Origin of the sequence: Bacillus licheniformis DSM 13 = ATCC 14580, from assembly GCF_000011645.1 — a bacterium.
Taxonomy (GTDB): domain Bacteria; phylum Bacillota; class Bacilli; order Bacillales; family Bacillaceae; genus Bacillus; species Bacillus licheniformis.
In genome coordinates, this window is record NC_006270.3 from 3,526,970 (window position 1) to 3,549,980 (window position 23,011).

Genomic DNA, 23,011 nt, shown 5'->3' on the forward strand with positions numbered 1-23,011 from the left:
CATTTTTCTACGATTTGGGCGCCAGCTCAGCGGCTGACCGCAAAGCAGCGAGCATGCTTCTTTCATCGGCTTTGTTCTGCCCCGCAATGTCAAATGCGGTTCCGTGGTCGACAGAGGTGCGTATGATCCCGCCGTTTAATCCGACTGTAATGTTGACGCCCTCTTCCAACCCGAGGACTTTGACCGGTATATGCCCCTGGTCGTGGTAGCAGGCTACGACAAGGTCAACATCTCCTCTGACAGCTTTGTAAAACAGCGTGTCTGCGGGGTATGGGCCGCCGGCATCGATTCCCTCAGCTGCCGCCTGCTCAATCCCCGGAAGCAATTGCCGTTCTTCCTCGCCGCTTCCAAACAGGCCGTTTTCCCCTGCATGGGGGTTGATTCCGCAAACAGCAATTTTCGGCTGTTCGAATCCGGCTCTTGTCAATGTATCATGTGCGAGACGGATGACTTTATAGGTCCGCTCCGGCGTAATCGACTGAATCGCCTCGATCAGCCCTTGATGCGTTGTCAGGTGAATCACCTTCAGCTTTGGCGAAGCCAGCATCATGCTGTAGTCTGTTGTATTCGTTAAATGAGCGAGAATTTCCGTATGCCCCGGGTATCGGTGTCCGCCTTTATGCAGCGCCTCCTTATTTAACGGCGCTGTGCAAATCGCTTGAATACAGCCTTTTTTAGCGAGCTCAACCGCTTTTTTCACGAAATGGAAAGCGGCGTTTCCAGCTTCAGCCGACACCTTTCCGACAGGCAGGTTTTCAGGCAGCAGTTCAATATCGAGACAATCGATCTTTCCATGTACAAAACCGCCCTCGTCCGGATGCCCGACCTTGTTAATAACAACCTCTGATCCGATTTGGAAGGCGGCTTTTTTCAGCATTTTCATATCGCCGATGACGAGCGGCCTGCACATATCATACACTTCGCGGGACGTGAGGGCTTTTACGATAATTTCCGGACCGACGCCTGCCGCGTCGCCCATTGTAATGCCGATAACCGGTTTCTTCATTGTTTATCCTCCTTGTAGCTTGATTGCCGCACTTGCCATCACCGAACGCGAGCCAAAATTTCCGGCCTTTGTCACAATGTACAATTCTTCACCGGCTGCTCCCAGCGGAATGCCGGGCTCTACTTCGTCCAGCAATCGTATCTCATGAATCCGAAGCTGATGCAGCACTTGATATGCCGTGTCACCTCCGGTTAAGAACAGCCGTTTCACATGAAAAGCTTGAATCAGCTCGCCCGCAAATTCGCCAAGTGCACCGGACACCGCATTGCTCGTTTGAACTGGGGTGAGTCCGCGGCTTTCACCAATCTTCTGTGTCTCTGCCGCATTGTCTGAGGTGCAGAGGACGATGTGTTTCGAACGGCGCTGGACGTCCGCCGCCCTTTCCTTCAGCCGTTCGAACTCGTTTCTTTTCTCAGCTCCGCCGCACAGCACGCGCTCTGATCTCATTTCAATTTTTTCAGCCGCACGTCCGGCGAATAGTTCGTGAAGCTGTTCCCTCCCCGTCCGACTCATGCTTCCGACGACAAACATGATCGGCTGGTCGGAAGACGGAACGGTTTGACCGAGCTCCCTTTCTTTCAGATTGAACGCTTTGGGCAGACAGCTCATCAAGCCTGCCGAACCGGCCAAAATGATAGAATACGGCAAACTCTCCAGAATAAGCGCCAGCCCCTGCAGATCGGATTCGTGAACCGAATCGGCCGTCACATATGAAATCCCCTCCGCCCGAAAGCGTTCCAGCTTGTTGCGGACATGCCCGTGTCCGCGGCGGATGTCTTCATATGATAAATGCCCGCTCTTATTTCGAGTCTGCTTTTCTATTAATCTTTGAATATTCGACTCGGCTACAGGCGTTTTCGGATCGTTTGCCGCTTCGGTTTCTTCAAGCTTTACGCCGTTCACATAATGGATGCCGCCGATAACCTGGCGTCCGTTTTGAGGGTAGCCGGGAGCGATCAGCACAAAGTCCGGCTGAAACACTTCGTACATCGCTTGAAGCTCGGCTCCGATATTTCCTCTCATCGTGCTGTCGATTTTTTTGTAGACGATATCAAACGATTGCCGGGAGATGTGTTCACTGATGTTTTTCACAGTCGCCTTCGCCTCTGCGGCTGGCAGCGATCTGCTGTCCGTATTGAAAATAACGACGCCTTCCGTTTCCCGTCTGGTGAATTCGGCGTCGAGTTTGACGGAAACATCCATCCCGTAATGAACAAGCTGACCGCCGCAGTCGTTCGCTCCCGTCAAATCATCCGCGATGATTGCAATTTTCAAATGTCTTCATCCTTTAGTTGATTAGTTTTCGATAGATGTCTTTTATATTTTCCAGACTGAGCGGTTTCGGATTGTTATGAAGCAGGCGCGTCACTTTTGAAGCTGAGTCGGCTAAATCGTCCACGTCGCTTGCGGTTACGCCGAACGCTTTTAAATCCTGAGGAATATTCAGCCGCTCCGTCCACTCTCTTATTTTCTGCACAACGGCCTCAGCCGCTTGTTCGGCGGTCAAATCAGATGCAACGATTCCCATTGTTTCTGCCGCAAGAGACAGCCGTTCTGTAATGGCATCCATATTAAACTCCATCACATGCGGAAGGAGCATCGAATTGGCGACACCGTGGGAAATTCGGTATTTCCCCCCAAGCGGATAGGCGAGGGCGTGAACGGCAGCAGTACCGGCAGCCGTCAGCGCCATTCCGCCATACGTCGAACCGAGCAGCATGTTTTCTCTCGCTTGTATCGATGAACCGTTTTCATATGCTTCCACAATACTTGCCGAAATCAATCTGATGGATTCTAAAGCGAACATATCGCTGATCGGGTTTGCTTTCGTCGAAATGAACGATTCAAGCGAATGAGTGAATGCATCCATTCCGGTAGCCGCCGTAATCGGTTTTGGCAATCCAAGGGTGATGACCGGGTCAAGAATGACAAGTTTCGGCAAAAGAAGCGGACTGACGATGCCGACTTTCAATTCCTCTTCTGGAAGCGTAACGATCGCGTTCGGCGTCACCTCTGCGCCCGTCCCCGAAGTACTCGGAATCAGCACGGTCGGGATTCCCGGCTTTTCGACCAAATCTGTCCCGAGCAGCTCCTCGACCTTTTTTGAATTCGTTTGCAGCACGGACAATATTTTCGTTCCGTCCAAAACGCTGCCTCCGCCGATTCCGATGAGAATGTCGTATCGTTTCTCACGGATGCCTCTAAATACGTCTTCAATATTTTGTACGGTCGGTTCCGGCAATATGGCTGTGCAAACATCTGACTGAATGCCGATCTCTGTAAGCTGAGCCTGTACCTCTCCGATCGCGCCGAGCTTGACGATCGACGGCTGGGTAATAATCAGCGCCCTGTCCGCCTTCGGTACAATCGTTCGCACATGATCTTTCAGCCGGCGGATGGAATGTTCACCTGCAACGATATGACCGGCTGTCCGAAATTGATAATTCGCTGGCATTCTTGAAACCTCCCTATTTTGATTGATAGGAAGCAACCATTTTTTCGACCTCCAAAAGCGCCGGACCGGTCAGTTCTTTGACGGGCGCTTTCGGCGGGCCTACAGGGATCGAATAAAGCTCAACCGCTTTTTTCAGTGCCGCCGGGATCGTACCTAAACGAAACGTATCGCGAAGCGGCTGAAGCTCCATCTGGGCAGCCTCCGCCTTTTCAGTCTCACCCTCTGCCCAATGGTGGTAAATAGACGTTACGATATCCGGAAGCATATTTGCTGTTGCTGCGACTGCTCCCGCTCCTCCCGCTTGAAGCGTTTTCAATATGAGCGAATCGGTGCCTGCAAAAACGGAAAAGTCGTCATTTTTCGTCTGCTCGATATACTGTTGTATGTTTTCAAAGTTTCCGCTGCTGTCCTTAATTCCAACGATATTGTCCACTTTTGCAAGCTCTGCCACTGTTTCTGGTTCTAAATGGAAACCTGTTTTTGAAGGGATATTGTACAAAAGGATCGGAAGTGAAACGGATGCCGCGATTGTTTTATAATGCACCGCCGCTTCTTCCTGTGTCGGTGGAATAAAGAATGGCGTGATGACCGACAGCGCATCTGCTCCAAGCCTCTCTATTTCCTTAGAAAGCCAGATCGCTTCTTCTGTGCTGTTTCCTCCGCTCCCTACCATGACGGGAACGCGTTCGGCCGTTTCTTGAATGATGATTTCTGCAACTTTCAGCTTGTCTTCGATGTTGAACATATGAAATTCCCCGTTGGTACCCAACGCAAAAAGCCCGTGTACATGAGCATCGATCAAATGGTTTGTCAGCTGTTTCAATGCCGATTCATCAATGCTTTGATCTTTTGTGAGCGGTGTCAGCATAGCAGGATAAATCCCCTTTGGTACGAATCCCATTATTGCCTCCCCTTCCTATAAAGCGTTTTCAAAAATGATTATATACATAAATGTTTCAATAATCAACGGTATTTATCTAAATATTTTTATTTGTTGTTGCATATTAAAACAAAAAATAAGACACCGGTTTAGCCGGTGTCTTATCAATCTGACGATTTCAATTTTCTCCAAAGCGTCGTTCTGTTGATGCCGAGCCTTTCCGCTGTTCTTGTTTGATTGTTCCCTTCTTCGGCATAGATCTTTTGAATGATCCTTTTTTCGATCTCTTCAAGCGTTCCGGATAAATCGATGTCTTCTCTTTCTTCCTCGTTCAAGCGGCTCAGGACCCGTTCGGCGTCAGTCTTCTCGATATATACGCCCTGCGCTTCAAGGACACAGTTTTGGACCGTTTTTCTCAATTGGCTGAGGTTGCCCGGCCATTTCGCTTCTTCAAGCAGAACACCAGCTTCGTTTCGAAAGCCGACGATTTGTTTGCCGAATGCCTCATTGCTTTCCGCAATAAACAGATAAGCCAGATGCAAAATATCCTCTTTTCTTTCGGAAAGAGGGGGAACGTCCAGTTCCAAATGACAAAGCGCATCATATAAATCGCTTGAAAATTCCTCGGCGCGCCTGCGGGAAGAAGAAACGATCAGCCTCGGCCCATCATACGGTTCGCTGATCCGCCTGAGTAAAAGCCGTTGCGAGGACGGCGGCATGCGATCGACTTGTTTGATGTATAGCGTTCCTCTCCCTGAAAAGAATTCTTCGCTTTCACAAGCCTGTTCCCATTCTGCTTCAGACAGCAAACCGGCATCGATTTTTCGAAACGGCTCATGCTTGTCCTCCCCCTTCATATGGATCAGCCCGGCCAAGCTCTCTTTCCCTGAGCCGGGCGCTCCATTGATCCATACGGGTTCCCGCCTTGCCGAGAACAACTCTGCTTTTTTCAGCACCTTCTGCATCGTTTCGTTCCTTGATGTTTCCATATAACTCATCCGCAAAGGAGAAAGAATCGTTGCCCCGGGCAAAGAAGAAACGCGAACATCTTTTGCATTTTCCGCGGTAAATACGGTCAATGCCTCGTCTGATACGAAAAACCTGCGCCCCGTGATATTCCATGTCCGCCCATGCTTTCGGAGTCTAAAATGGATGACTCCCTTCTTTTCCGCTTCCCCGATCAGCTCTTCCAGATTATCCAGCAAGCCGATATGTTCGGCAAATACGCCGTTTTGAAAAACCGGCCGCAATGTCTTGTTGTATACTGCATAACCGGTCTCGGCCTTTTGTAAAATGTGATACGGCACAGCGTACTTCTGCTTGATGCTCTCTAAAAAGGAATACAGTTTTTTAGCGTATGCAAAAGCTTTGGCAATGCTTTCTTTTCCGGATGTCAAAAGCAGTCCGTTTAAACCGAGCTGCTCTGCTTTCTCAATTGTGATCACATCGCCGATAATGATCTGATAGCCCTGTTCTTTGAGCTGAAGAAGCACCGGTTCAACATCGCGTTCGTCTGATACGGTGCAGGCGTCGATCCGAATATCCAAAATTTCGCACACCGCCGATGCGCCGTCGGCAATCATCGGAAATCCGACAATTGCCGCCTTGCCGGGATAGCCCTTGGCAAGCGTAAGCACACGCAGCATATCGTATCCCGACACTTCGATATCCACAACCGGAATGGAAACTTCTTGCTGGATCAGCTCAGCGGTTCCACCTCTGCTGATAATCAAATCAGTCCCGTTTGCTTCCGCTTGTTTCGCCAGCTCCACGCCCTTCTCTAAATCTCCAGAAGCCGCCTCGAATTCAAAATTCTCGCCGCCTGCCACTTGAACCATCAGCTCTTTCAGTCCTTCATATGGAGCAATTGCCATCACTTTCATATTCGATCACCTTTTGTTGCAAATTTAAACACATTATCACTATACCAAAAGTCAGAAATATTTGGAACCGCAAAACGAAGGCAAAATAAAAAGGCTCCATTACGGAAGCCATTTCCCCCCCCATGCGGCCATCTCTTTAAAAATGCTGTGGAACTCTTTACCTTTTTCTGTTAATTTATATTCTACAGTAACAGGAACCGTTGGGAACACCTTCCGGGAAATCATGCCGCTTTCTTCAAGATGTCTTAATGTGTCAGTTAATCCTTTCGTGTTGACGTTTCCCAAGTTCCTTCTGAGCTCGTTGAATCGCCGCTTGCCCTGAATGAGTTCGGCGAGAACTAAAAATGACCATTTACCAGAGAAAATTTTCAATACATCCTGAATTAAAGAAGAGCATTCTTTATGATCGACAGCTGAATTCATAGCAATTCCTCCATTGCCTCATAGCCAATTTTGACTTGATCCTACCATATGGACATCAGAGCATTCAAGAAAACGATCTTACGGTTTATTTTTATAAAGCATGTATAAAAAAATTGCGTTCTTGTGGAGCCTTCCGGCGGTTGCTATGGTTATATCAAAAGGAGGAAAAACATGAAAAAACAATACGAGTCTTTATTCACCCCGTTTACTTTTAAAAACGGAATCCAATTGAAAAATAGGATCATCATGCCGCCAATGGGGCATTCATCCTCATTGCCGGGAGGATTCATTTCTGACGACGAACTGGTCTATTATGCCGCGCGGGCGACAGAAGTCGGGATGGTCATCACATCTGCGACAACCGTACAGCCCGGAACCGGATTTCCAGGCATCCCCGGAGCTGAGAACGATGATCAAATCCCTGGACTAACCCGGCTTGCAGCCACTTTAAAGAAACACGGAGCAAAAGCAATCCTCCAGCTCTTCCATCCTGGAGCCAAAGGTATAGAGCGGACGGTCAGCGCCAGCGCCGTCGCTCCGAATCAACCGAATGCACCGGTGCCGAGGGCGCTGTCTGAGCAAGAAATTCAAGACCTTATCCATTCTTTCGGCCAGACGGCGCGAAGAGCGATAGAAGCCGGGTTTGACGGAGTCGAAATTCACGGCGCAAACGGGTTTCTCATCCATCAGTTCTTCTCTCCTTATTACAACCGGCGCAATGACGGCTGGGGCGGCACTTTAGAGAAACGGATGAGATTTCCGCTTCAGATTATAGAAGAAATCAGACGCGTAGCGGATAGCTGCCATAAGCCGTCCTTTATCATCGGCTACAAGTTTTCGCCCGAAGAGCCGGAAACACCTGGAATCACAATGGATGAAACGTTGTCTTTCGTCAATGTACTGCGGGAGCAAGGATTGGATTACCTGCACGTATCACTGGTTGATTTCCGGTCCTTGCCGCGCAGGGGTGCAGACAGATCCCGCGCAAGGATGGAACTGATCAAAGAAGCCGTCCAAGACCGTCTCCCACTGATCGGAGCCGGGCAAGTACACACACCGGAAGACGCCCTTCAAGCGCTGGAAACAGGAGCCGATCTCATCGGAATCGGGCGGGGTCTCCTGATGGATCCGGAGTGGCTACAAAAAGTTCGAGCCGGAAAAGAGGACGATATTCAAACAACCCTGTCAAGACATGATCAGCGGAAGCTCGCAATTCCAGATGCCTTTTGGGAAAGTATACCGATGTATATTGATTTCAGCGATTGACGATTCCCGCTTATACAGACTATAGATTCATATAAAAAAGGTGTCTTTCCGCTTAAAATCGGTGTCATTTGCATAAAAATGTATAGGAAAAGAGGAACTTAGACCAGTTGAGTCCCAGAGATGAGTATATTAGAATGATGGTAATTCAATATCGTCGGGATTGTTACTGTCTAAGCAGGCAAGACCTAAAATGTGTGAAGGGCGAAATCTATCTTTTGCCTATATGAACTTGCACATTTTAGGTCTTTTTTCTGTTCTTCAGGACAATGCCGCAGTTAGGAGGGATGATTGGGAACGTTCATGTTGTCAGAAGCAATCTATTACATATTGAAAAAGGGAGGAAATATTGATGAACATCAAAAACATTGCTAAAAAAGCGTCAGCCTTAACCGTTGCTGCGGCACTGCTGGCCGGAGGTGCGCCGCAAACCTTTGCAAAAGAAACGCAGGATTACAAGAAAAGCTACGGATTTTCTCATATCACAAGACATGACATGCTGAAAATTCCCGAGCAGCAAAAGAGCGAACAATTTAAAGTTCCTCAATTCGATCCGAAAACAATCAAAAACATCCCTTCTGCAAAAGGGTATAACAAAAATGGAGAGCTGATCGATTTAGACGTATGGGACAGCTGGCCGCTGCAAAATGCCGACGGGACGGTTGCTACATACCACGGCTACAATCTTGTTTTCGCGCTGGCGGGCGATCCGAAAGACGTCGATGACACATCCATCTATTTGTTCTATCAAAAGAAAGGCGAAACTTCTATCGACAGCTGGAAAAACGCCGGCAGAGTGTTTAAAGACAGCGACAAATTTGTTCCAGACGATCCGTACCTCAAACATCAAACACAGGAATGGTCAGGTTCTGCCACGCTGACAAAAGACGGAAAAGTCCGACTGTTTTACACAGCTTTTTCCGGCACGCAATACGGCAAGCAGACGCTGACAACAGCTCAGGTCAATTTCTCTCAGCCGGATTCGGACACGCTCAAAATTGACGGTGTAGAAGATCATAAATCGGTCTTTGACGGCGCCGACGGCACGGTATACCAAAACGTTCAGCAATTCATTGACGAAGGAAACTACAGCTCCGGCGACAACCATACGATGAGAGACCCGCATTATGTGGAAGACCGCGGCCATAAATATCTCGTATTTGAAGCCAATACGGGAACAAAAACCGGCTACCAAGGAGAAGACTCCCTATTCAACAGAGCCTACTACGGGGGCAGCAAGAAGTTCTTTAAAGAAGAAAGCAGCAAGCTGCTGCAAGGTGCGAACAAAAAGAACGCTTCGCTGGCTAACGGCGCTCTCGGAATCATCGAATTAAATAACGATTATACACTGAAAAAAGTCATGAAGCCTTTGATCGCCTCCAATACGGTGACAGATGAAATCGAACGGGCCAACCTCTTCAAAATGAATGGAAAATGGTATCTGTTCACAGATTCAAGAGGATCAAAAATGACAATTGACGGCATCGGTTCAAAAGACATTTATATGCTCGGCTATGTATCAGGTTCATTAACCGGACCATTCAAGCCTTTAAACAAATCCGGACTTGTTTTGCATATGGACCAGGATTACAATGACATCACGTTTACTTATTCACACTTTGCCGTACCGCAGAAAAAAGGCGACGAAGTCGTCATTACAAGCTACATCACAAACAGAGGGATTTCGAACGAGCATCACGCCACGTTTGCACCAAGCTTTTTGCTGAAGATCAAAGGATCAAAAACATCCGTTGTCAAAAACAGCATCCTTGAACAGGGACAACTAACGGTAAACAAATAAAACGAACGAAGGAAAATGCCGGTGAACATCGGCATTTTCTTTCGTATGTCATCTTAGAATAAAGCGGGGAATTTTCTTGAAGAAGGCAGTATATAAGCGGATCAGCATTTTAACTGTTTGTCTTGGAATCTTCATCATGATATTTCTTTCAGTCCGGGAAACAGAAAAAAAGGGAGAATCTCCGGATACACCGGAATATCGTGCAGCTTTCCATTTGACAACCCCTGACAAATGGAAAAACGACCCTCAAAAACCCGTCTATTTCAATGGAGAATATCATTACTACTACCTCTATAACCGAGACTATCCGGACGGCAATGGAACAGAGTGGCGCCACGCAGTATCAGATGATCTCGTCCACTGGCAGGATAAAGGGGTTGCCATTCCGAAATATACGAATAAAAATGGCGATCCCTGGTCCGGTTCTGTCGTTGTCGACTCAAAAAACACAGCCGGCTTCGGCAAAGGGACGATCGTGGCGGTTATGACGCAGCCGTCGGCCAATGACGGGAAGGAAGAGCAATTTTTATGGTACAGCCAAAATGGAGGAAAAACATTTAAACCTTACGGTGAAGAGCCGGTCTTGCCTAATCCGGGCACCGTCGATTTCAGAGATCCGAAAGTGATCTGGGATGAACAGGATGATAAATGGGTGATGGCGCTGGCTGAAGGAACGAAAGTCGGCTTTTACGAATCGCAAAACCTTAAGGAATGGCGTTATACAGGTAGTTTTCAAACAGAAAATATCGGCATCATCGAATGTCCGGATCTGTATAAGATGCGGGCGGATGACGGAACATATAAATGGGTTCTTGGAGCAAGCGCCAACGGGAAAGGGACCGGCAAGCCGAATACTTATGCATACTGGACAGGCAGCTTCAACGGCAACGAATTTACGGCAGACGAAGCAGAACCCCAGTGGCTTGATTACGGATTTGACTGGTATGCGGGCGTGACATTTGAGGACGGCGAAACGAACGATCCGTACGAGAAACGCTATGCTTTGGCGTGGATGAATAACTGGGATTATGCAAACCGGACGCCAACATGGAAAGACGGTTTTAACGGAACCGATTCGATCGTCCGGCAAATTCGGCTTAAACATAAAGGCGGAGATCGATACAGCCTCGCCTCTCATCCAATCGATCAATTGGATGAATTAACCGAATCTGCCGATGAATTGGATCGCATCGAAGTGAACGGATCAAAAACGCTGCAGATTAAGGGGAATACCTATCAGCTTGAGGCAGATATCTCTTGGGACGACCTTAAAAATGCGGGTTTCAGGCTCAGAGAATCCGCGGACCGAAAACGCCATATCGATGTTGGAATTTCGGCTGAAGGCGGATATTCTTATGTGAACAGAGGATTTACGGGACAGCCTGACAGCACCCGCACCTATTTGGAAAGCAAAGCACCGTTTGATCCGGAAAAAAAACGGGTCCATTTCACAATTATCGTAGATCAAAACACTGTCGAAGCATTTATTGATGACGGCGAAACGACGCATTCAAACCTTGCATTTCCCGACATGAATGATACAGGCATCACACTCTTTAGCGAAAATGGAACGGCCGTCTTTGAAAATCTTAAGATCAAACATTTGCGTTCAATCCGCGATTAAACAACACGGGCGGCCAAGCGGCCGCCTTTTTTTGTGAAAGCGAATCATTACGCTCACTCTCCGAATACGACTAAAGTGTTCACAAAAAAACAAGGGCGGCAAATGCCAAACCCTTGTCTTGAAAACGCGCTCGGAGGGATTCGAACCCCCGGCAGACGTGGTACCGGAAACCACCGCTCTATCCAGCTGAGCTACGAGCGCACAATATGATTTTTTAACGTCAGCAATTCATATTATAAGGGCTGTTCTTTAAAAAGTCAATCACAATCTCCTGCTCGAAACAAAAAACCCGCATCATCATGATGCAGGTTTAGATAATACGGAAGCTATAATCTTTTGTTCGATTTCTTCATTTACTTCGTCCGTTGTTTTGACAAGGCAGATAATGCCGTCAATAAAAGGCCAAATGAATAATGTAATCCAGCCGAGAAGCAACATGGCTACAGCGTAGCCTTTTCTCTCGTCCAGATAAAATCTGTGAGCGGCAACGCCTCCGAGAAACCACCATAAAAGAAATACAATCAGCTTCGATTTCTTCTTATTTTGCAGCTCTGAAGCCACGACAAGCCTCTGCTGATCTGTCAGGTTACTCTTGTCCAAGTTCACATAACCCATAATTGATTTCCTTCTTTCCTATAAAATAAAATGAAGACCAATGGACTAATCTTAGACTATTGGACCTAAATTTTCTATACTTTTCTCTATAAAGTTGATATTTTGTTTGAGTTTCCTTCAAAATGGGAAAAATAAACCCAGTATGTCTTTTGGATGAAGGCGGCTTTTTGTTTGACCTTTATTGACCAAAAATGTATGATTAAACTACATACTTACCTTTTAAGGTGAAGGAGGAGCATTATGAATTTAATACCTACAGTCATTGAACAGACGAACCGCGGGGAAAGAGCGTATGACATTTACTCACGCTTGTTGAAAGACCGTATCATTATGCTGGGATCAGCAATCGATGACAATGTTGCGAACTCCATCGTATCTCAGCTTCTATTCCTTGAAGCCGAAGATCCAGAAAAAGATATCAGCATCTATATCAACAGCCCTGGCGGCTCCATCACAGCCGGTATGGCGATTTATGACACCATGCAGTTTATTAAACCGCAAGTCTCCACGATTTGTACGGGAATGGCGGCATCCATGGGTGCGTTCCTTCTTGCAGCCGGCGAGAAAGGGAAGCGCTACGCTCTTCCAAACAGTGAAGTCATGATCCACCAGCCGCTTGGCGGAGCGCAGGGTCAGGCGACTGAAATTGAAATTGCCGCGAAACGCATTCTTTCATTGCGCGACAAGCTGAACAAAATCCTTGCAGAGCGCACTGGGCAGCCGCTTGAAGTAATCGAGCGCGATACAGACCGCGACAACTTCAAAACGGCTGAAGAAGCAAAAGAATACGGCCTGATTGATAAAGTGCTTACACGCAATATCGACGCACAGAAGTAAACAGCCAAAAAGCTGCCGGAGTCACCGGCAGCTTTTTTTTACTCCAAATGGGTTGTCCCATTCGCTATATGTAAAGCTTCTATAAATCCTTCCACTTTTTCTCGAGGACAGGGTAGCGATAATCATTCATGTTCCCGATCAACTCCGCAGGGCTTGCCGAAGCATGAATCAGCTCAAGGTGCGATTTGTTCGAAAAGCCTTCTTGAACGCTGTATTCGAGCATTTTAAGAAGGGGTTCAAAATAGCCGTTCACATTGTAAAGTCCGATCGGCTTTTGATGGATGCCGATCTGCGCCCAGCAGAGCACTTCAAACAGCTCTTCAAACGTGCCGAAGCCTCCGGGCATCGCGATAAAGCCGTCAGCTAATTCACTCATTTTCGCTTTGCGCTCATGCATGCCGCTCACTTCGATCAGCTCCGTCAACTGCTGATGAACGATTTCCCCTGTAAAAAGGCCTTTCGGCATAACGCCGACGACTTCCCCGCCGTTTTCCAATACGGTATCCGCAATCACGCCCATCAATCCCATTCTCGATCCTCCGTAAACAAGGCGAAGCCCCTTCTCGGCAATATAAACGCCAAGCTCTGCAGCTTTCTTCTTGTACTCCGGGTCCGCCCCCATATTTGATCCTGAATATACGCATACCGTTTTCACTTTCGCTCACTCCAACTCCATATATTGATAAAAGCAATTAACATTGTACTATATATTGTTTGTTCCGTGTGCGACAATATAATTGAATTTCTAAACGGGAGTGTATAACTTATGACAATCACAGACGCGGAGCAATGGACAAAGGCATTTTACAGGGAAAGAGGATGGAGCGAATACGGACCTTTCATCAGGATGGGATTTTTAATGGAAGAGGCTGGCGAACTGGCGAGAGCGGTTAGAGCATACGAAATCGGAAGGGACCGTCCTGACGAAGCAAAACGGCCGGCTGCTGAACTGAAAAAAGAACTGATCGAAGAAATGGGCGATGTAATGGGGAATTTGATCATGCTTGCCGGCATATACGGTGTTTCATTGGAAGACATGATGGATGCCCATCGCTGCAAACTGACGGAACGATTTGCAGGAGAGCATCATCAAGATCAATGACCGCCTTTACGGGGAGGCAGATTTGGAGCCTGTGCTGACAGACCTCATTCGTTCAAAAGCCGTTCAGCGTCTGAAAGGGATTCATCAGGGCGGGGCCTCTTTTCTCGTCAATCCCGCATGGAACATCAGCCGCTGTGAGCACAGCATCGGAGTTATGCTTTTGATCCGCAGGCTTGGCGGAAGCCTGGAAGAGCAAATTGCAGGTTTGCTCCACGATGTTTCCCATACGGCATTTTCCCATGTGGCTGATGATGTATTTAACATGGAAAACGAAGATTACCATGAACAGATGTTTCGGCAATGGGTCAAGCAATCTGATATCTCCGGGATTCTGCATACATACGGATTCCATGATGAAGACATCTTATATGACGAGCAAAAATGGACGCTGCTGGAGCAGCCGGCTCCTTCATTATGTGCGGATCGCATCGATTACACGCTTCGCGACTCTTTAGCCTATGGATTTGGCGATCCGGTAGAGATTGGACGATTTTTAGAAACTGGATTGACCGTTGCTGAAGGCGAAATCTGCTGCACTTCGGCAGAGCATGCCGAATGGTTCGCCCGCCTTTACTATCAAGAAGTGATTGACTTCTTTATGAATCCCCTCAATATATATGCGCTCTGTACCCTCAGCCAAATGCTGAAAGAGGCGCTTGACATGCGTGTTATTGCGGGGCGCGATTTTTTCAAAACCGACACGGAACTGCTTGCGATGCTAAAGCAAAAAGCGCGCTTCCGGGAAACGCTGGTAAAGCTCAGCACAGCGAGCAAGCGCGTTAAACAAGGCGACGAAGGCGATTTTACTTTTCATCAAACATTAAAGGTGAGATGGATCGATCCAAAAGTCGCTGTTAACGGAAGAAAAATCCCCGCCTCCACACTTTCAAAGAACGTCCTTCTGATGAAAGAAACGGCAATAGCCGCCATGAAAAAAGGCGCATATGTAAAAGCAGCCCAATAAAAGAAACCGCCTGCTTCAGTCCGGCCGAAACAGGCGGTTTTCTTGGTTATGTCACGTCAAATATTTGTTCAGGCCTGTCGACAAAATGCTTTTTGCCGATCTTATGAAACAGCCCTGTTTTATGAAGAAGCTCACGCGGCTGCTGCTGAAGACCCACGATCATCACTTTCCCGTTTTGCTGGTGGACACGGTTGACGATCGTCATCAGGCTGCCTTCTGCGGAAGAGTCCATGTAGTCTACTTTATTCATCAGCAGGATGAGGAGTTTTGGCGGGTGGCCTTTGTCCAAAATTGAATCCTCCAATGAATTCGATGAGCCGAAAAACAGCGGGCCTTCAACCGAATAGATGCTGACAGAGCGTTGAAAATGCTTTTCTTCCGCTGCAGCTGCCGACTGGACGATCGATTCAGACACATCTTTTTTAATGCGGAACGACTTGCTCATTCTGGCGATAAAGGTGATGATCGCCAGCAGGATCCCGGCCGCCACCCCAAACACAAGATCCTGCCAAACGGTTAAAAGAAATGTGACGACAAGCACGGCAGAGTCTGAATTTCTAATTTTCAAAATATTTATAAACTCTTTCCGCTCACTCATATTCCAAGCAACCACCATCAAAATCGGCGACATGCTTGCAAGCGGGATAAGGGAAGCGTATGGCGCAAACAAAAGCAGAACCAATAAAACGAACACACCGTGTACGATACCTGAAATCGGAGAAGCAGCGCCCGTTTTAATATTGGTCGCCGTACGGGCAATCGCACCTGTCGCCGGAATACCGCCGAACAGCGGTGCGGCGATGTTCGCAATTCCTTGGCCGACAAGTTCTTTATTGCTGTCATGCCTTGTCCCCTTCATATTGTCTGCCACCATCGCGGAAAGCAGCGATTCGATTCCTCCGAGCATTGCAATCGCAAGAGCGGGAGGCATCAGGTAAATGATTTTTTCCAATGACAACTCAGGAAATTGAAAGCTCGGCAAGCTGCGCGGAATTTCGCCGTAAGCTGATCCGATCGTCACCACCTGTTCGGGAAACAGCATCGTGGCCATGACCGTTGATACAAGCAAGCCTGCGAGCGCTCCCGGCACTTTCGGCAGAACCTTTGGCGTAAACAGCACAAAGAAGAGCGATACGACAGCCGTCAAAATGCTGTAAAAGCTGAGCGTATTCAGGTTGATGACAACCTCTCTCATATTCATATAAAAACTCTCATGCTTCTCGACATTTCTCAAGCCTAAAAACTTGGCGATTTCTCCGGTGAAAATAATCACCGCGATTCCGGCCGTAAATCCGATGATCACCGGCCGCGGAATAAATTTGATGATCTTGCCGAGTTTTAGCAGCCCTAATATGACCAGAATCACTCCGGCCATAAAACCGGCAATCAGCAGATTCTCAAATCCGTATTGGAGCACAATAGCGAACAGGATCGGGACAAAGGCCCCTGTCGGTCCGCCAATCTGGTATTTCGACCCGCCGAGAAGCGAAATCAAAATACCGGCGACAATCACTGTGTAAAGACCGTGTTCCGGTTTCACCCCCGAGGCTATAGCAAAAGCCATGCCAAGCGGAATCGCGACGACTCCAACGACCATTCCTGCTACAATATCTTTTTGAAACCGCTTAAGGCTGTATCCTTCAAATCTGCCTGAAAATCGTAACATTCAATCTATCCCCCCATTTGATCATCGCACTTCCGAAAGCGAAACGTCTTCACGTGAATAACCATCTTCAACAACATCCAAACGGCCGGTCTTTGGATCAATCACCAATCCGTGCACCGGAACGTCTGAAGACAAGAGCGGATGTTTCCGGATCATGTTCACACTGTGGCTGACGCTGTCTTCAACGCTGTCAAAGCCCGTCATCCATGTGTCCAAATCGATGCCCGAATGCTGCAGGAGTTCGAGACAGCCATCATCGACACCCCGCTGTTTGGCCTTTTGAAGGATAGATGAAGCGTTCAGGCTTGCCATTCCGCACTCATGGTGGCCGATCACGCAGACTTCTTCAGCCTGCAGCTCATAGACAGCCACAAGAATGCTGCGCATGACGCTTCCAAAAGGGTGAGAAACAACGGCTCCCGCATTCTTAATGATTTTTGCGTCTCCATTTTTTAAACCCATTGCATGATGGAGCAGTTCTAATAAACGCGTGTCCATGCATGTCAAAATCACAAGTTTTTTCTCAGGAAATTTCGTCGTTTCGTAAAACTCGTACCCCTTTTCCTCTACAAAAGACTGATTGTGCTTCAAAATGGAAGTTAAAATCGCCATTTTTCTCTCACTCCTTTTCATAGTCATATGACCTTGATATTGTTACAGCCGAATTATAGCACATGGATTTCCGCTTTGGATTCGAATCAAAAAATTCACTAAAAATGTACTGAATATTTTTAAAAATCTAATTTTATATCTTTCTAAAATAATAAAATGTACGCTGTTCTTCACCTATAAAAAAATAACTGGAAGCAAAATGGAATATCAAATATTTGGATTTATAGTTATAAAAATGCATTAAAATAAATTAAAAAACTGAAATAAGATTCTATGATTTTCTAAATAACGATAATTGAGCTGATAGTCCTGCGCTAGCTGGAACAATCTTTGATTTTTACAGAAACCGTTTTTCCTCTATAATGGAAGCAGATGATACGCGGAAGGAGAATGCAGATGAAACCGTTTGTATATGTCACAAAACCGGTCCCAAAAGAAATCGAAGAGATGCTCGCTGAACATTGCGAATATGAAATTTGGACTTCGCGCGAGCGTATTCCCAGAACGACCCTGCTCGAGAAAATCAAGGAAGCGGACGGCCTTTTGACCTCAGGAACAAAAATTGACCGTGAATTATTATCCAATGCACTGAAGTTAAAAATCGTCAGCAACAATTCCGTCGGCTATGACAACTTTGATATTGAAGCAATGAAAGAAAAATCGGTCATCGGCACCCATACGCCATATATTCTTGACGACACAGTCGCAGACCTTGCTTTCGGTCTGATCCTTTCCTCAGCTCGGCGAATCGCCGAGCTCGACCGCTACGTCCGCGAGGGAAAATGGACCAAATCAGAGGACGATGAAAGCTTGTTCGGATCTGATGTCCATCACCGGACGCTCGGCATCATCGGAATGGGACGAATCGGCGAACAAGTCGCCAAACGGGCGGCCTTGGGTTTTGATATGGAAGTGCTCTATTACAGCCGCAGCCGCAAACCCGATACAGAGAAAAAAACCGGCGCGGTTTATACGGGCTTTCATGAGCTGTTGGAGCGCTCGGATTTCATTGTTCTGGTCACACCGCTCACGGATGAGACATACCGCCTCATCGGCGAAGCAGAATTCAAAAAAATGAAACCGTCGTCCATTTTCATCAACATCTCCCGCGGTAAAACAGTTGACGAACAAGCGTTGATTCAAGCGCTGAAAGAAGGATGGATTAAAGGAGCCGGACTTGATGTATTTGAAAAAGAGCCGATTGAAAAAGACAATCCGCTCCTAAGCCTTTCCAATGTAACCCTTGTTCCCCACATTGGATCATCCACCCATGTCACACACGTCAACATGCTGAAAAGCGCCGTTCAAAACCTGATTGACGGTCTTCAGGGCAAACGGCCAAAAGATATAGTCAAAGAACTGAGATAACGCGCATCTTTCAGGCGCGGAACGTTTTGCCAAGCTCTCCTCCTAAGCCAAAATAGTGTCTGAAAAGATAAATCAAAGGTTCCCATTTTTGAGGATCGATGTGGTGTTCCCCTTTTAAAATCGCTTCATGTGCGTGCACATGAAGCACTTTTGTTTCAATGACGGCAAAATACGGGGAATGTTCCGGAATGCGAATGTTGACAGCTTCCGCTTCAATTTGAAGCGGGCAATCGGCGACTCTTTCAGGTTTCACTGCCAAGGAATCCGCGGCCGTAAATCCGCCGGCTTCAAATTTCTCCTTAAGGTAAGTAAAGCCGAGCCGCTTTTTTTCTTCCGGAACGAATCGTTTGCCGGTATAGGAAGCCAGCCGTTCTACATTTCTCCATAAAGATGAATCCGGCACATTGATAACGCATCCAGCATGCCTCTCTAAATTTTCCAATGCTTTACCTTCGGTTCCAATACCGAGTACGATCGAATCCCCGAGCGCCCAAGAAGATGACAGCGGGCTGAGATTCGTGGAACCGTCTTCGTTCATTGTGCTGAGTAAAATGACTGGTGTTCCGTAATATAAAATGCTTGGCTGAATAATTTTGCTGTTTTGTTCCATATGCGTCTCCTCCTTTTATGCTTTTATTGTAATTCTTCAATATTTCAATTAACATCGAAGTATCGATTGCATTTTAGGAGGAAGTGTAATGAACGTGAATCCAAATATCGCCGAGGTCGCCAAGCTTGTCACCGATCCGTCGCGGGCGGCGATTTTAACCGCATTGCTTGATGACCGGTATTATACGGCTACCGAGCTGGCCGGATATGCGGGAATCAAGCAGCAGACAGCAAGCTTTCACCTTTCCAAGCTGCTTGACGCCGAGATGCTGACATGCAGGAAGCAAGGACGCCACCGCTATTACAGGCTCAAAAACGGAAAGATTGCACAATCGCTGGAGACCCTGCTTAACATAGCGCCCCCTGCGGAAATTCGCTCTTTCCGGCAGTCAGCTGAAGATCGGGCGGTCAGAAAAGCGCGCACATGCTATGATCACCTGGCTGGATCGCTCGGCGTCACACTTGCGGATCGGCTCGTGGAGATGGGCGTATTGAAAGAAGAAGAGACGGCTTTTACAGTGACTGAAGAAGGGGAAGCATTTTTGAAAGAGCTTGGCATCGATGTCAGGGAAGTCAAAAAGAAACGGCGCTCTTTTTGCCATAAATGCCTGGATTGGAGTGAAAGACGGCATCACATTGCCGGCGCCTTAGGCTCCGCATTGCTCGATGCCTTCATCCGCATGGGCTGGATCGAGCGGCGCCCGCATACACGGGCCGTTGCAGTCACGCCCGCCGGCGCAAAGGAACTTTACCGCCTATTTCATATTTCCATTGAAAAGAACTGAAGAAATAGTTCTCGATCGTTTTCCGGCATTCCGGGAGACCAAATAGCATGCGGTTAGGAACCTGCGGCAAGCCGTTCACGTCCTCGGCTTTCATGGAAAATTTACAATAATATAATGATTTTTGGGCATGTTTTAAGGTACAATTCAAGATGATTGCAGACGGAATATGGAAATGAAGAAATGCGGCTGTTCAACCCCATGAAGGCACATTCTTCATGTTTATGTTATAAAGTCTAAAGACAGGGAGGACTTTATCCGTGAAAAAAATATTATCAACTCTTGCGCTTGGGTTTGTTCTCGCGCTGGGCTTTCTGGCGGGGAACCTTTTTACAAGCTCAGCTGAAGGGCCGCAGGCAGAAAAAGGCGGCACCGTTCAGTCAAATGAAGTCATCAATACATTTGAAGGTGTTGCCGACTATATTGTGAAATACGGCAGGCTGCCTGACAACTTCATCACAAAAGCCGAGGCGTCAAAATTAGGCTGGGATCCGCAAAAAGGCAATCTGGCAGAAGTAGCGCCTGGAAAAAGCATCGGCGGCGATATCTTTCAAAACAGGGAAAAGCTGCTTCCAGATGCATCCGGACGCGTATGGAGAGAAGCCGACATCAACTATACATCGGGATTCCGGGGGTCAGACCGGATCGTCTATTCTAACGACAGACTGGTTTATAAAACGACTGACCACTATAAAACGTTTACGAGAATGAGATGATCATATGAAACAAGTCACTTTAAAAGGAGAAAAGATCAGAAGTGTATCAGATCTTCACAAAGAATTAAAAGAACAGCTGGAGCTTCCTGACTACTATGGCGAAAATCTTGATGCGCTGTGGGATTGTCTGACCGGCTGGGTCGGCATGCCTTTGCTGATAGAGTGGAAGAATGTCGAGAAAAGCCGGATTTACTTGGGCGATCAAGCCGAGGCATATTTGCAGCTTTTTCGCGAAGCCGAAGAAACACTGGACGGCTTTCAGCTGAAAACAGAAGGATGAAACAGAAAACGAGCGGGCGCTTCAGACAGGCGTCCGCTTATATTAATTGATGCAGAAAATCGGTTCTTCAGTCAAAAAATGAATGAACGAAAATGGTTTGGAAATCTCCTGCATTCACATCCTCTTTCGTCAAACCGCCCCCTGTCTGCTTTGTGAAGTGATCCTTCGTCAAAATTAACTTTCCGTCCTTTATCAGCTTGGAAGCGAGCGGGTTTTTATTAAAAGGCGACGCCTTCTCATCGAAAATTGCATCCCGCACGCATGTAAGCACAGCTTCATCGATTGGCGTCAGCGAAAATGCATAGCCGATCTGCCACCCATCTCCCTTATCCATTTCAAGAAGGTAATCCCCTTTATCCGTCTTTGTTTCCCTGATACGGTAAGCTCCTGTTTTTGAGGGGACAGGTTCACCTGAGAACGGAACGGGTGCAAGCGGCAGGTTGATGCCGAATCCAGTGTCCAGCAGATAGGTTTCATCACCTTCCCGCAGAATTACGGCGACATGCGTTCCCGTCAGCGCCCACGCCTGCTCTTTTGCATTAAATACCGTTCCGCGGACCATGTGAACGGAAAAGCCGAGCTCTGTCAGCACATAGTAAAGAAAAGCGTTCAAATCATAGCATAAACCGCCCCTTTTATTGTTCAGCAAGGCTTCCGTCAGCTCTGTTTTCGTCATCGAAATCCGTTCGTTTCTTAAAACCGCGCCATTTTCAAATGGAAACTGCAAAGCCAGCAGCGATAAAAACTCGGGCAAGTCGGCAAATGTCACCTGCTGACCTGGCTTGTATCCAATCCTCTTAAACAGCGAATCGAGCATCGTCGTCATCGGTAATTCTCCTTCCGCTTATCAATGAGAAAAAGCCAAACCTCATAAAGGTTTAGCTTCTTTCTCTTGAACATATGCAGTCAGTGCATCAAGGGCATCTTGTTCATCGGATCCGTCAGCGATCAGCGTGACTTCCGATCCGGAGCTGACAGCAAGGCTCATCAGCCCCATGATGCTTTTGGCATTCACTTTTTTATCTCCCTTTTCCAGAAAAATATCTGATTGAAAACGGTTGGCTTCTTGAACAAACAATGCCGCTGGGCGCGCTTGAAGCCCTGTTTTTAAAAGAACTTCCACTTTTTGTTGAACCATACGATCTCCCCCATTCCCTATTTTAAAGAGACAGATTGTCCTGAACGCAGCTGCTCAGCTATTTCATCCAGTTTCCTAAGTCGGTGGTTGATGCCCGATTTGCTGATTTTTCCGCTCGACACCATTTCCCCGAGTTCCTTTAATGTTACTTCCTGATAATCAATGCGGAGCTGAGCGATTTCCCTCAGCTTTTCCGGCAGCGCATCAAGCCCGATTCTTTCGTCGATCAGCTTGATGTTTTCCACCTGCCGCAGAGAAGCGCCGATCGTTTTGTTTAAATTGGCGGTCTCGCAATTGACGAGCCGGTTGACCGAGTTTCTCATATCGCGCACGATCCGGACGTCTTCAAAGCGGAGCAGCGAATTATGCGCGCCGATCACATTCAAAAACTCGGTGATTTTTTCGGCTTCCTTCAGATACGTGATGTATCCCTTTTTCCGCTCAAGCGTTTTGCTGTTTAAATGGAACTGATTCATGAGCCTGCACAATGAATCATTATGCTCTTTGTACAGCGAAAAAATCTCGAGGTGGTAAGAAGATGTCTCGGGATTGTTGACAGAACCCCCGGCTAAAAATGCCCCTCTCATATAAGACCGTTTGCAGCATCGTTTTTTGACTAAGTCTTCGGAGATGTTTCTGGCAATGACAAAGTTGTCTCCGAGTATTTTCAAGTCCTCGAGAATCGGCTTGGCATTTTCGATCAGGCGTACGATGTAGACATTGTTTTTTTTCAGTCTCATTTTCTTTCGAACGAGCAGTTCAACGGAAACATCGTATTGTTTCTTCAGCAATGTGTAAATTCTTCTGGCGATGGCCGCGTTCTCGGTCTGGACGTCGAGAACCACTTTTCGGTTTGAGAAAGACAATGAACCGTTCATCCGAATGAGGGCAGAGAGCTCTGCTTTCGCGCAGCAATCCTTTACTTCAAGGTTTGTAAGTTCTTTTTTCGTTTCCGATGCAAATGACATATTATAGACACCCCCATTC

24 protein-coding genes and 1 tRNA gene are annotated in these 23,011 nt (G+C 47.3%); 10 read left to right on the top strand and 15 right to left on the bottom strand.

Going from position 1 to position 23,011, the window contains the following annotated elements; all coding sequences use genetic code 11:
* Positions 1-7: 7 nt before the first annotated feature.
* The 6 genes from pdxA to TRNA_RS39720 all read right to left on the bottom strand — a co-directional run bounded on the left by pdxA (position 8) and on the right by TRNA_RS39720 (position 6,647).
* Positions 8-1,006: a 4-hydroxythreonine-4-phosphate dehydrogenase PdxA gene (gene pdxA / locus TRNA_RS39695; protein WP_003185532.1), complete on the bottom strand. Its 999-nt coding sequence runs from the start codon at positions 1,004-1,006 to the stop codon at positions 8-10.
* A gap of 3 nt (positions 1,007-1,009) precedes the next feature.
* Positions 1,010-2,281: a four-carbon acid sugar kinase family protein gene (locus TRNA_RS39700; RefSeq protein WP_003185534.1), complete on the bottom strand. Its 1,272-nt coding sequence runs from the start codon at positions 2,279-2,281 to the stop codon at positions 1,010-1,012.
* Between the two features lie 13 nt (positions 2,282-2,294).
* Positions 2,295-3,461 carry an iron-containing alcohol dehydrogenase gene (locus TRNA_RS39705; protein WP_003185536.1) on the bottom strand — a complete coding sequence of 389 codons (1,167 nt, stop codon included), beginning with the start codon at positions 3,459-3,461 and terminating at the stop codon, positions 2,295-2,297.
* A gap of 13 nt (positions 3,462-3,474) precedes the next feature.
* Positions 3,475-4,362 carry a 4-hydroxy-tetrahydrodipicolinate synthase gene (gene dapA, locus TRNA_RS39710; protein ID WP_003185537.1) on the bottom strand — a complete coding sequence of 296 codons (888 nt, stop codon included), beginning with the start codon at positions 4,360-4,362 and terminating at the stop codon, positions 3,475-3,477.
* A 143-nt stretch (positions 4,363-4,505) separates the two neighbouring features.
* Positions 4,506-6,224, bottom strand: coding sequence for a PrpR N-terminal domain-containing protein (locus TRNA_RS39715; RefSeq protein WP_003185539.1), 1,719 nt, complete (start codon positions 6,222-6,224; stop codon positions 4,506-4,508).
* Between the two features lie 99 nt (positions 6,225-6,323).
* On the bottom strand, positions 6,324-6,647 hold the full coding sequence (locus tag TRNA_RS39720) for a winged helix-turn-helix transcriptional regulator (protein ID WP_011198338.1): 324 nt from the start codon (positions 6,645-6,647) through the stop codon (positions 6,324-6,326).
* A 171-nt stretch (positions 6,648-6,818) separates the two neighbouring features.
* Here TRNA_RS39720 and TRNA_RS39725 point away from each other — a divergent pair, with 171 nt between their 5' ends.
* The 3 genes from TRNA_RS39725 to TRNA_RS39735 all read left to right on the top strand — a co-directional run bounded on the left by TRNA_RS39725 (position 6,819) and on the right by TRNA_RS39735 (position 11,335).
* Complete coding sequence (locus TRNA_RS39725; protein ID WP_003185542.1) at positions 6,819-7,913, top strand: NADH-dependent flavin oxidoreductase; 1,095 nt, start codon at positions 6,819-6,821, stop codon at positions 7,911-7,913.
* A gap of 349 nt (positions 7,914-8,262) precedes the next feature.
* Entirely contained in the window at positions 8,263-9,711 is a 1,449-nt protein-coding gene (locus TRNA_RS39730; RefSeq protein WP_003185545.1) for a glycoside hydrolase family 68 protein, read from the top strand.
* 76 nt (positions 9,712-9,787) lie between these two features.
* On the top strand, positions 9,788-11,335 hold the full coding sequence (locus TRNA_RS39735; protein ID WP_003185547.1) for a glycoside hydrolase family 32 protein: 1,548 nt from the start codon (positions 9,788-9,790) through the stop codon (positions 11,333-11,335).
* 125 nt (positions 11,336-11,460) lie between these two features.
* On the opposite strand, the gene TRNA_RS39740 is transcribed toward TRNA_RS39735, so the two are convergent.
* Positions 11,461-11,536 (bottom strand) — tRNA-Arg (locus TRNA_RS39740).
* Between the two features lie 96 nt (positions 11,537-11,632).
* Positions 11,633-11,950 (bottom strand): TM2 domain-containing protein, encoded by a 318-nt coding sequence (locus TRNA_RS39745; RefSeq protein WP_009329632.1) that lies wholly within the window; start codon positions 11,948-11,950, stop codon positions 11,633-11,635.
* A 240-nt stretch (positions 11,951-12,190) separates the two neighbouring features.
* On the opposite strand from TRNA_RS39745, the gene clpP reads away from it, so the two are divergent.
* Positions 12,191-12,787, top strand: coding sequence for an ATP-dependent Clp endopeptidase proteolytic subunit ClpP (gene clpP, locus TRNA_RS39750; protein WP_003185550.1), 597 nt, complete (start codon positions 12,191-12,193; stop codon positions 12,785-12,787).
* Between the two features lie 79 nt (positions 12,788-12,866).
* Here the strand turns inward: clpP and TRNA_RS39755 are convergent, their stop codons facing one another.
* Positions 12,867-13,442 (bottom strand): TIGR00730 family Rossman fold protein, encoded by a 576-nt coding sequence (locus TRNA_RS39755; RefSeq protein ID WP_003185552.1) that lies wholly within the window; start codon positions 13,440-13,442, stop codon positions 12,867-12,869.
* A 111-nt stretch (positions 13,443-13,553) separates the two neighbouring features.
* Between TRNA_RS39755 and TRNA_RS39760 the strand changes: the two genes are divergently transcribed.
* A complete protein-coding gene (locus TRNA_RS39760) occupies positions 13,554-13,889 on the top strand; it encodes a MazG nucleotide pyrophosphohydrolase domain-containing protein (RefSeq protein WP_009329633.1) in 336 nt (111 codons plus the stop codon).
* Positions 13,876-14,853 carry an HD domain-containing protein gene (locus tag TRNA_RS39765; RefSeq protein ID WP_016886529.1) on the top strand — a complete coding sequence of 326 codons (978 nt, stop codon included), beginning with the start codon at positions 13,876-13,878 and terminating at the stop codon, positions 14,851-14,853. The genes TRNA_RS39760 and TRNA_RS39765 overlap by 14 nt, the downstream gene beginning before the upstream one ends.
* 46 nt (positions 14,854-14,899) lie before the next feature.
* On the opposite strand, the gene TRNA_RS39770 is transcribed toward TRNA_RS39765, so the two are convergent.
* Positions 14,900-16,519: a SulP family inorganic anion transporter gene (locus TRNA_RS39770; RefSeq protein ID WP_009329635.1), complete on the bottom strand. Its 1,620-nt coding sequence runs from the start codon at positions 16,517-16,519 to the stop codon at positions 14,900-14,902.
* A gap of 21 nt (positions 16,520-16,540) precedes the next feature.
* Positions 16,541-17,131 carry a beta-class carbonic anhydrase gene (locus TRNA_RS39775; RefSeq protein WP_003185560.1) on the bottom strand — a complete coding sequence of 197 codons (591 nt, stop codon included), beginning with the start codon at positions 17,129-17,131 and terminating at the stop codon, positions 16,541-16,543.
* Between the two features lie 396 nt (positions 17,132-17,527).
* Between TRNA_RS39775 and TRNA_RS39780 the strand changes: the two genes are divergently transcribed.
* Positions 17,528-18,499: a 2-hydroxyacid dehydrogenase gene (locus tag TRNA_RS39780; protein WP_009329636.1), complete on the top strand. Its 972-nt coding sequence runs from the start codon at positions 17,528-17,530 to the stop codon at positions 18,497-18,499.
* Between the two features lie 10 nt (positions 18,500-18,509).
* Here the strand turns inward: TRNA_RS39780 and TRNA_RS39785 are convergent, their stop codons facing one another.
* Positions 18,510-19,109 carry a flavin reductase family protein gene (locus TRNA_RS39785; protein WP_003185564.1) on the bottom strand — a complete coding sequence of 200 codons (600 nt, stop codon included), beginning with the start codon at positions 19,107-19,109 and terminating at the stop codon, positions 18,510-18,512.
* A gap of 88 nt (positions 19,110-19,197) precedes the next feature.
* Here TRNA_RS39785 and TRNA_RS39790 point away from each other — a divergent pair, with 88 nt between their 5' ends.
* The 3 genes from TRNA_RS39790 to TRNA_RS39800 all read left to right on the top strand — a co-directional run bounded on the left by TRNA_RS39790 (position 19,198) and on the right by TRNA_RS39800 (position 20,886).
* On the top strand, positions 19,198-19,893 hold the full coding sequence (locus TRNA_RS39790; RefSeq protein ID WP_009329637.1) for an ArsR/SmtB family transcription factor: 696 nt from the start codon (positions 19,198-19,200) through the stop codon (positions 19,891-19,893).
* A gap of 257 nt (positions 19,894-20,150) precedes the next feature.
* A complete protein-coding gene (locus TRNA_RS39795; RefSeq protein WP_003185568.1) occupies positions 20,151-20,606 on the top strand; it encodes a ribonuclease in 456 nt (151 codons plus the stop codon).
* 4 nt (positions 20,607-20,610) lie between these two features.
* Complete coding sequence (locus tag TRNA_RS39800; protein WP_003185570.1) at positions 20,611-20,886, top strand: barstar family protein; 276 nt, start codon at positions 20,611-20,613, stop codon at positions 20,884-20,886.
* Between the two features lie 67 nt (positions 20,887-20,953).
* Here TRNA_RS39800 and TRNA_RS39805 read toward each other — a convergent pair whose 3' ends face one another.
* Genes TRNA_RS39805 through whiA form a run of 3 tightly spaced genes read right to left on the bottom strand, consistent with a single transcriptional unit; the run spans position 20,954 to position 22,992 of the window.
* A complete protein-coding gene (locus tag TRNA_RS39805; RefSeq protein ID WP_009329638.1) occupies positions 20,954-21,712 on the bottom strand; it encodes an arylamine N-acetyltransferase family protein in 759 nt (252 codons plus the stop codon).
* 42 nt (positions 21,713-21,754) lie between these two features.
* Positions 21,755-22,024, bottom strand: coding sequence for an HPr family phosphocarrier protein (locus TRNA_RS39810; protein ID WP_003185574.1), 270 nt, complete (start codon positions 22,022-22,024; stop codon positions 21,755-21,757).
* Positions 22,025-22,041: 17 nt separating this feature from the next.
* Entirely contained in the window at positions 22,042-22,992 is a 951-nt protein-coding gene (gene whiA / locus TRNA_RS39815; protein ID WP_003185576.1) for a DNA-binding protein WhiA, read from the bottom strand.
* Positions 22,993-23,011 lie beyond the last annotated feature (19 nt).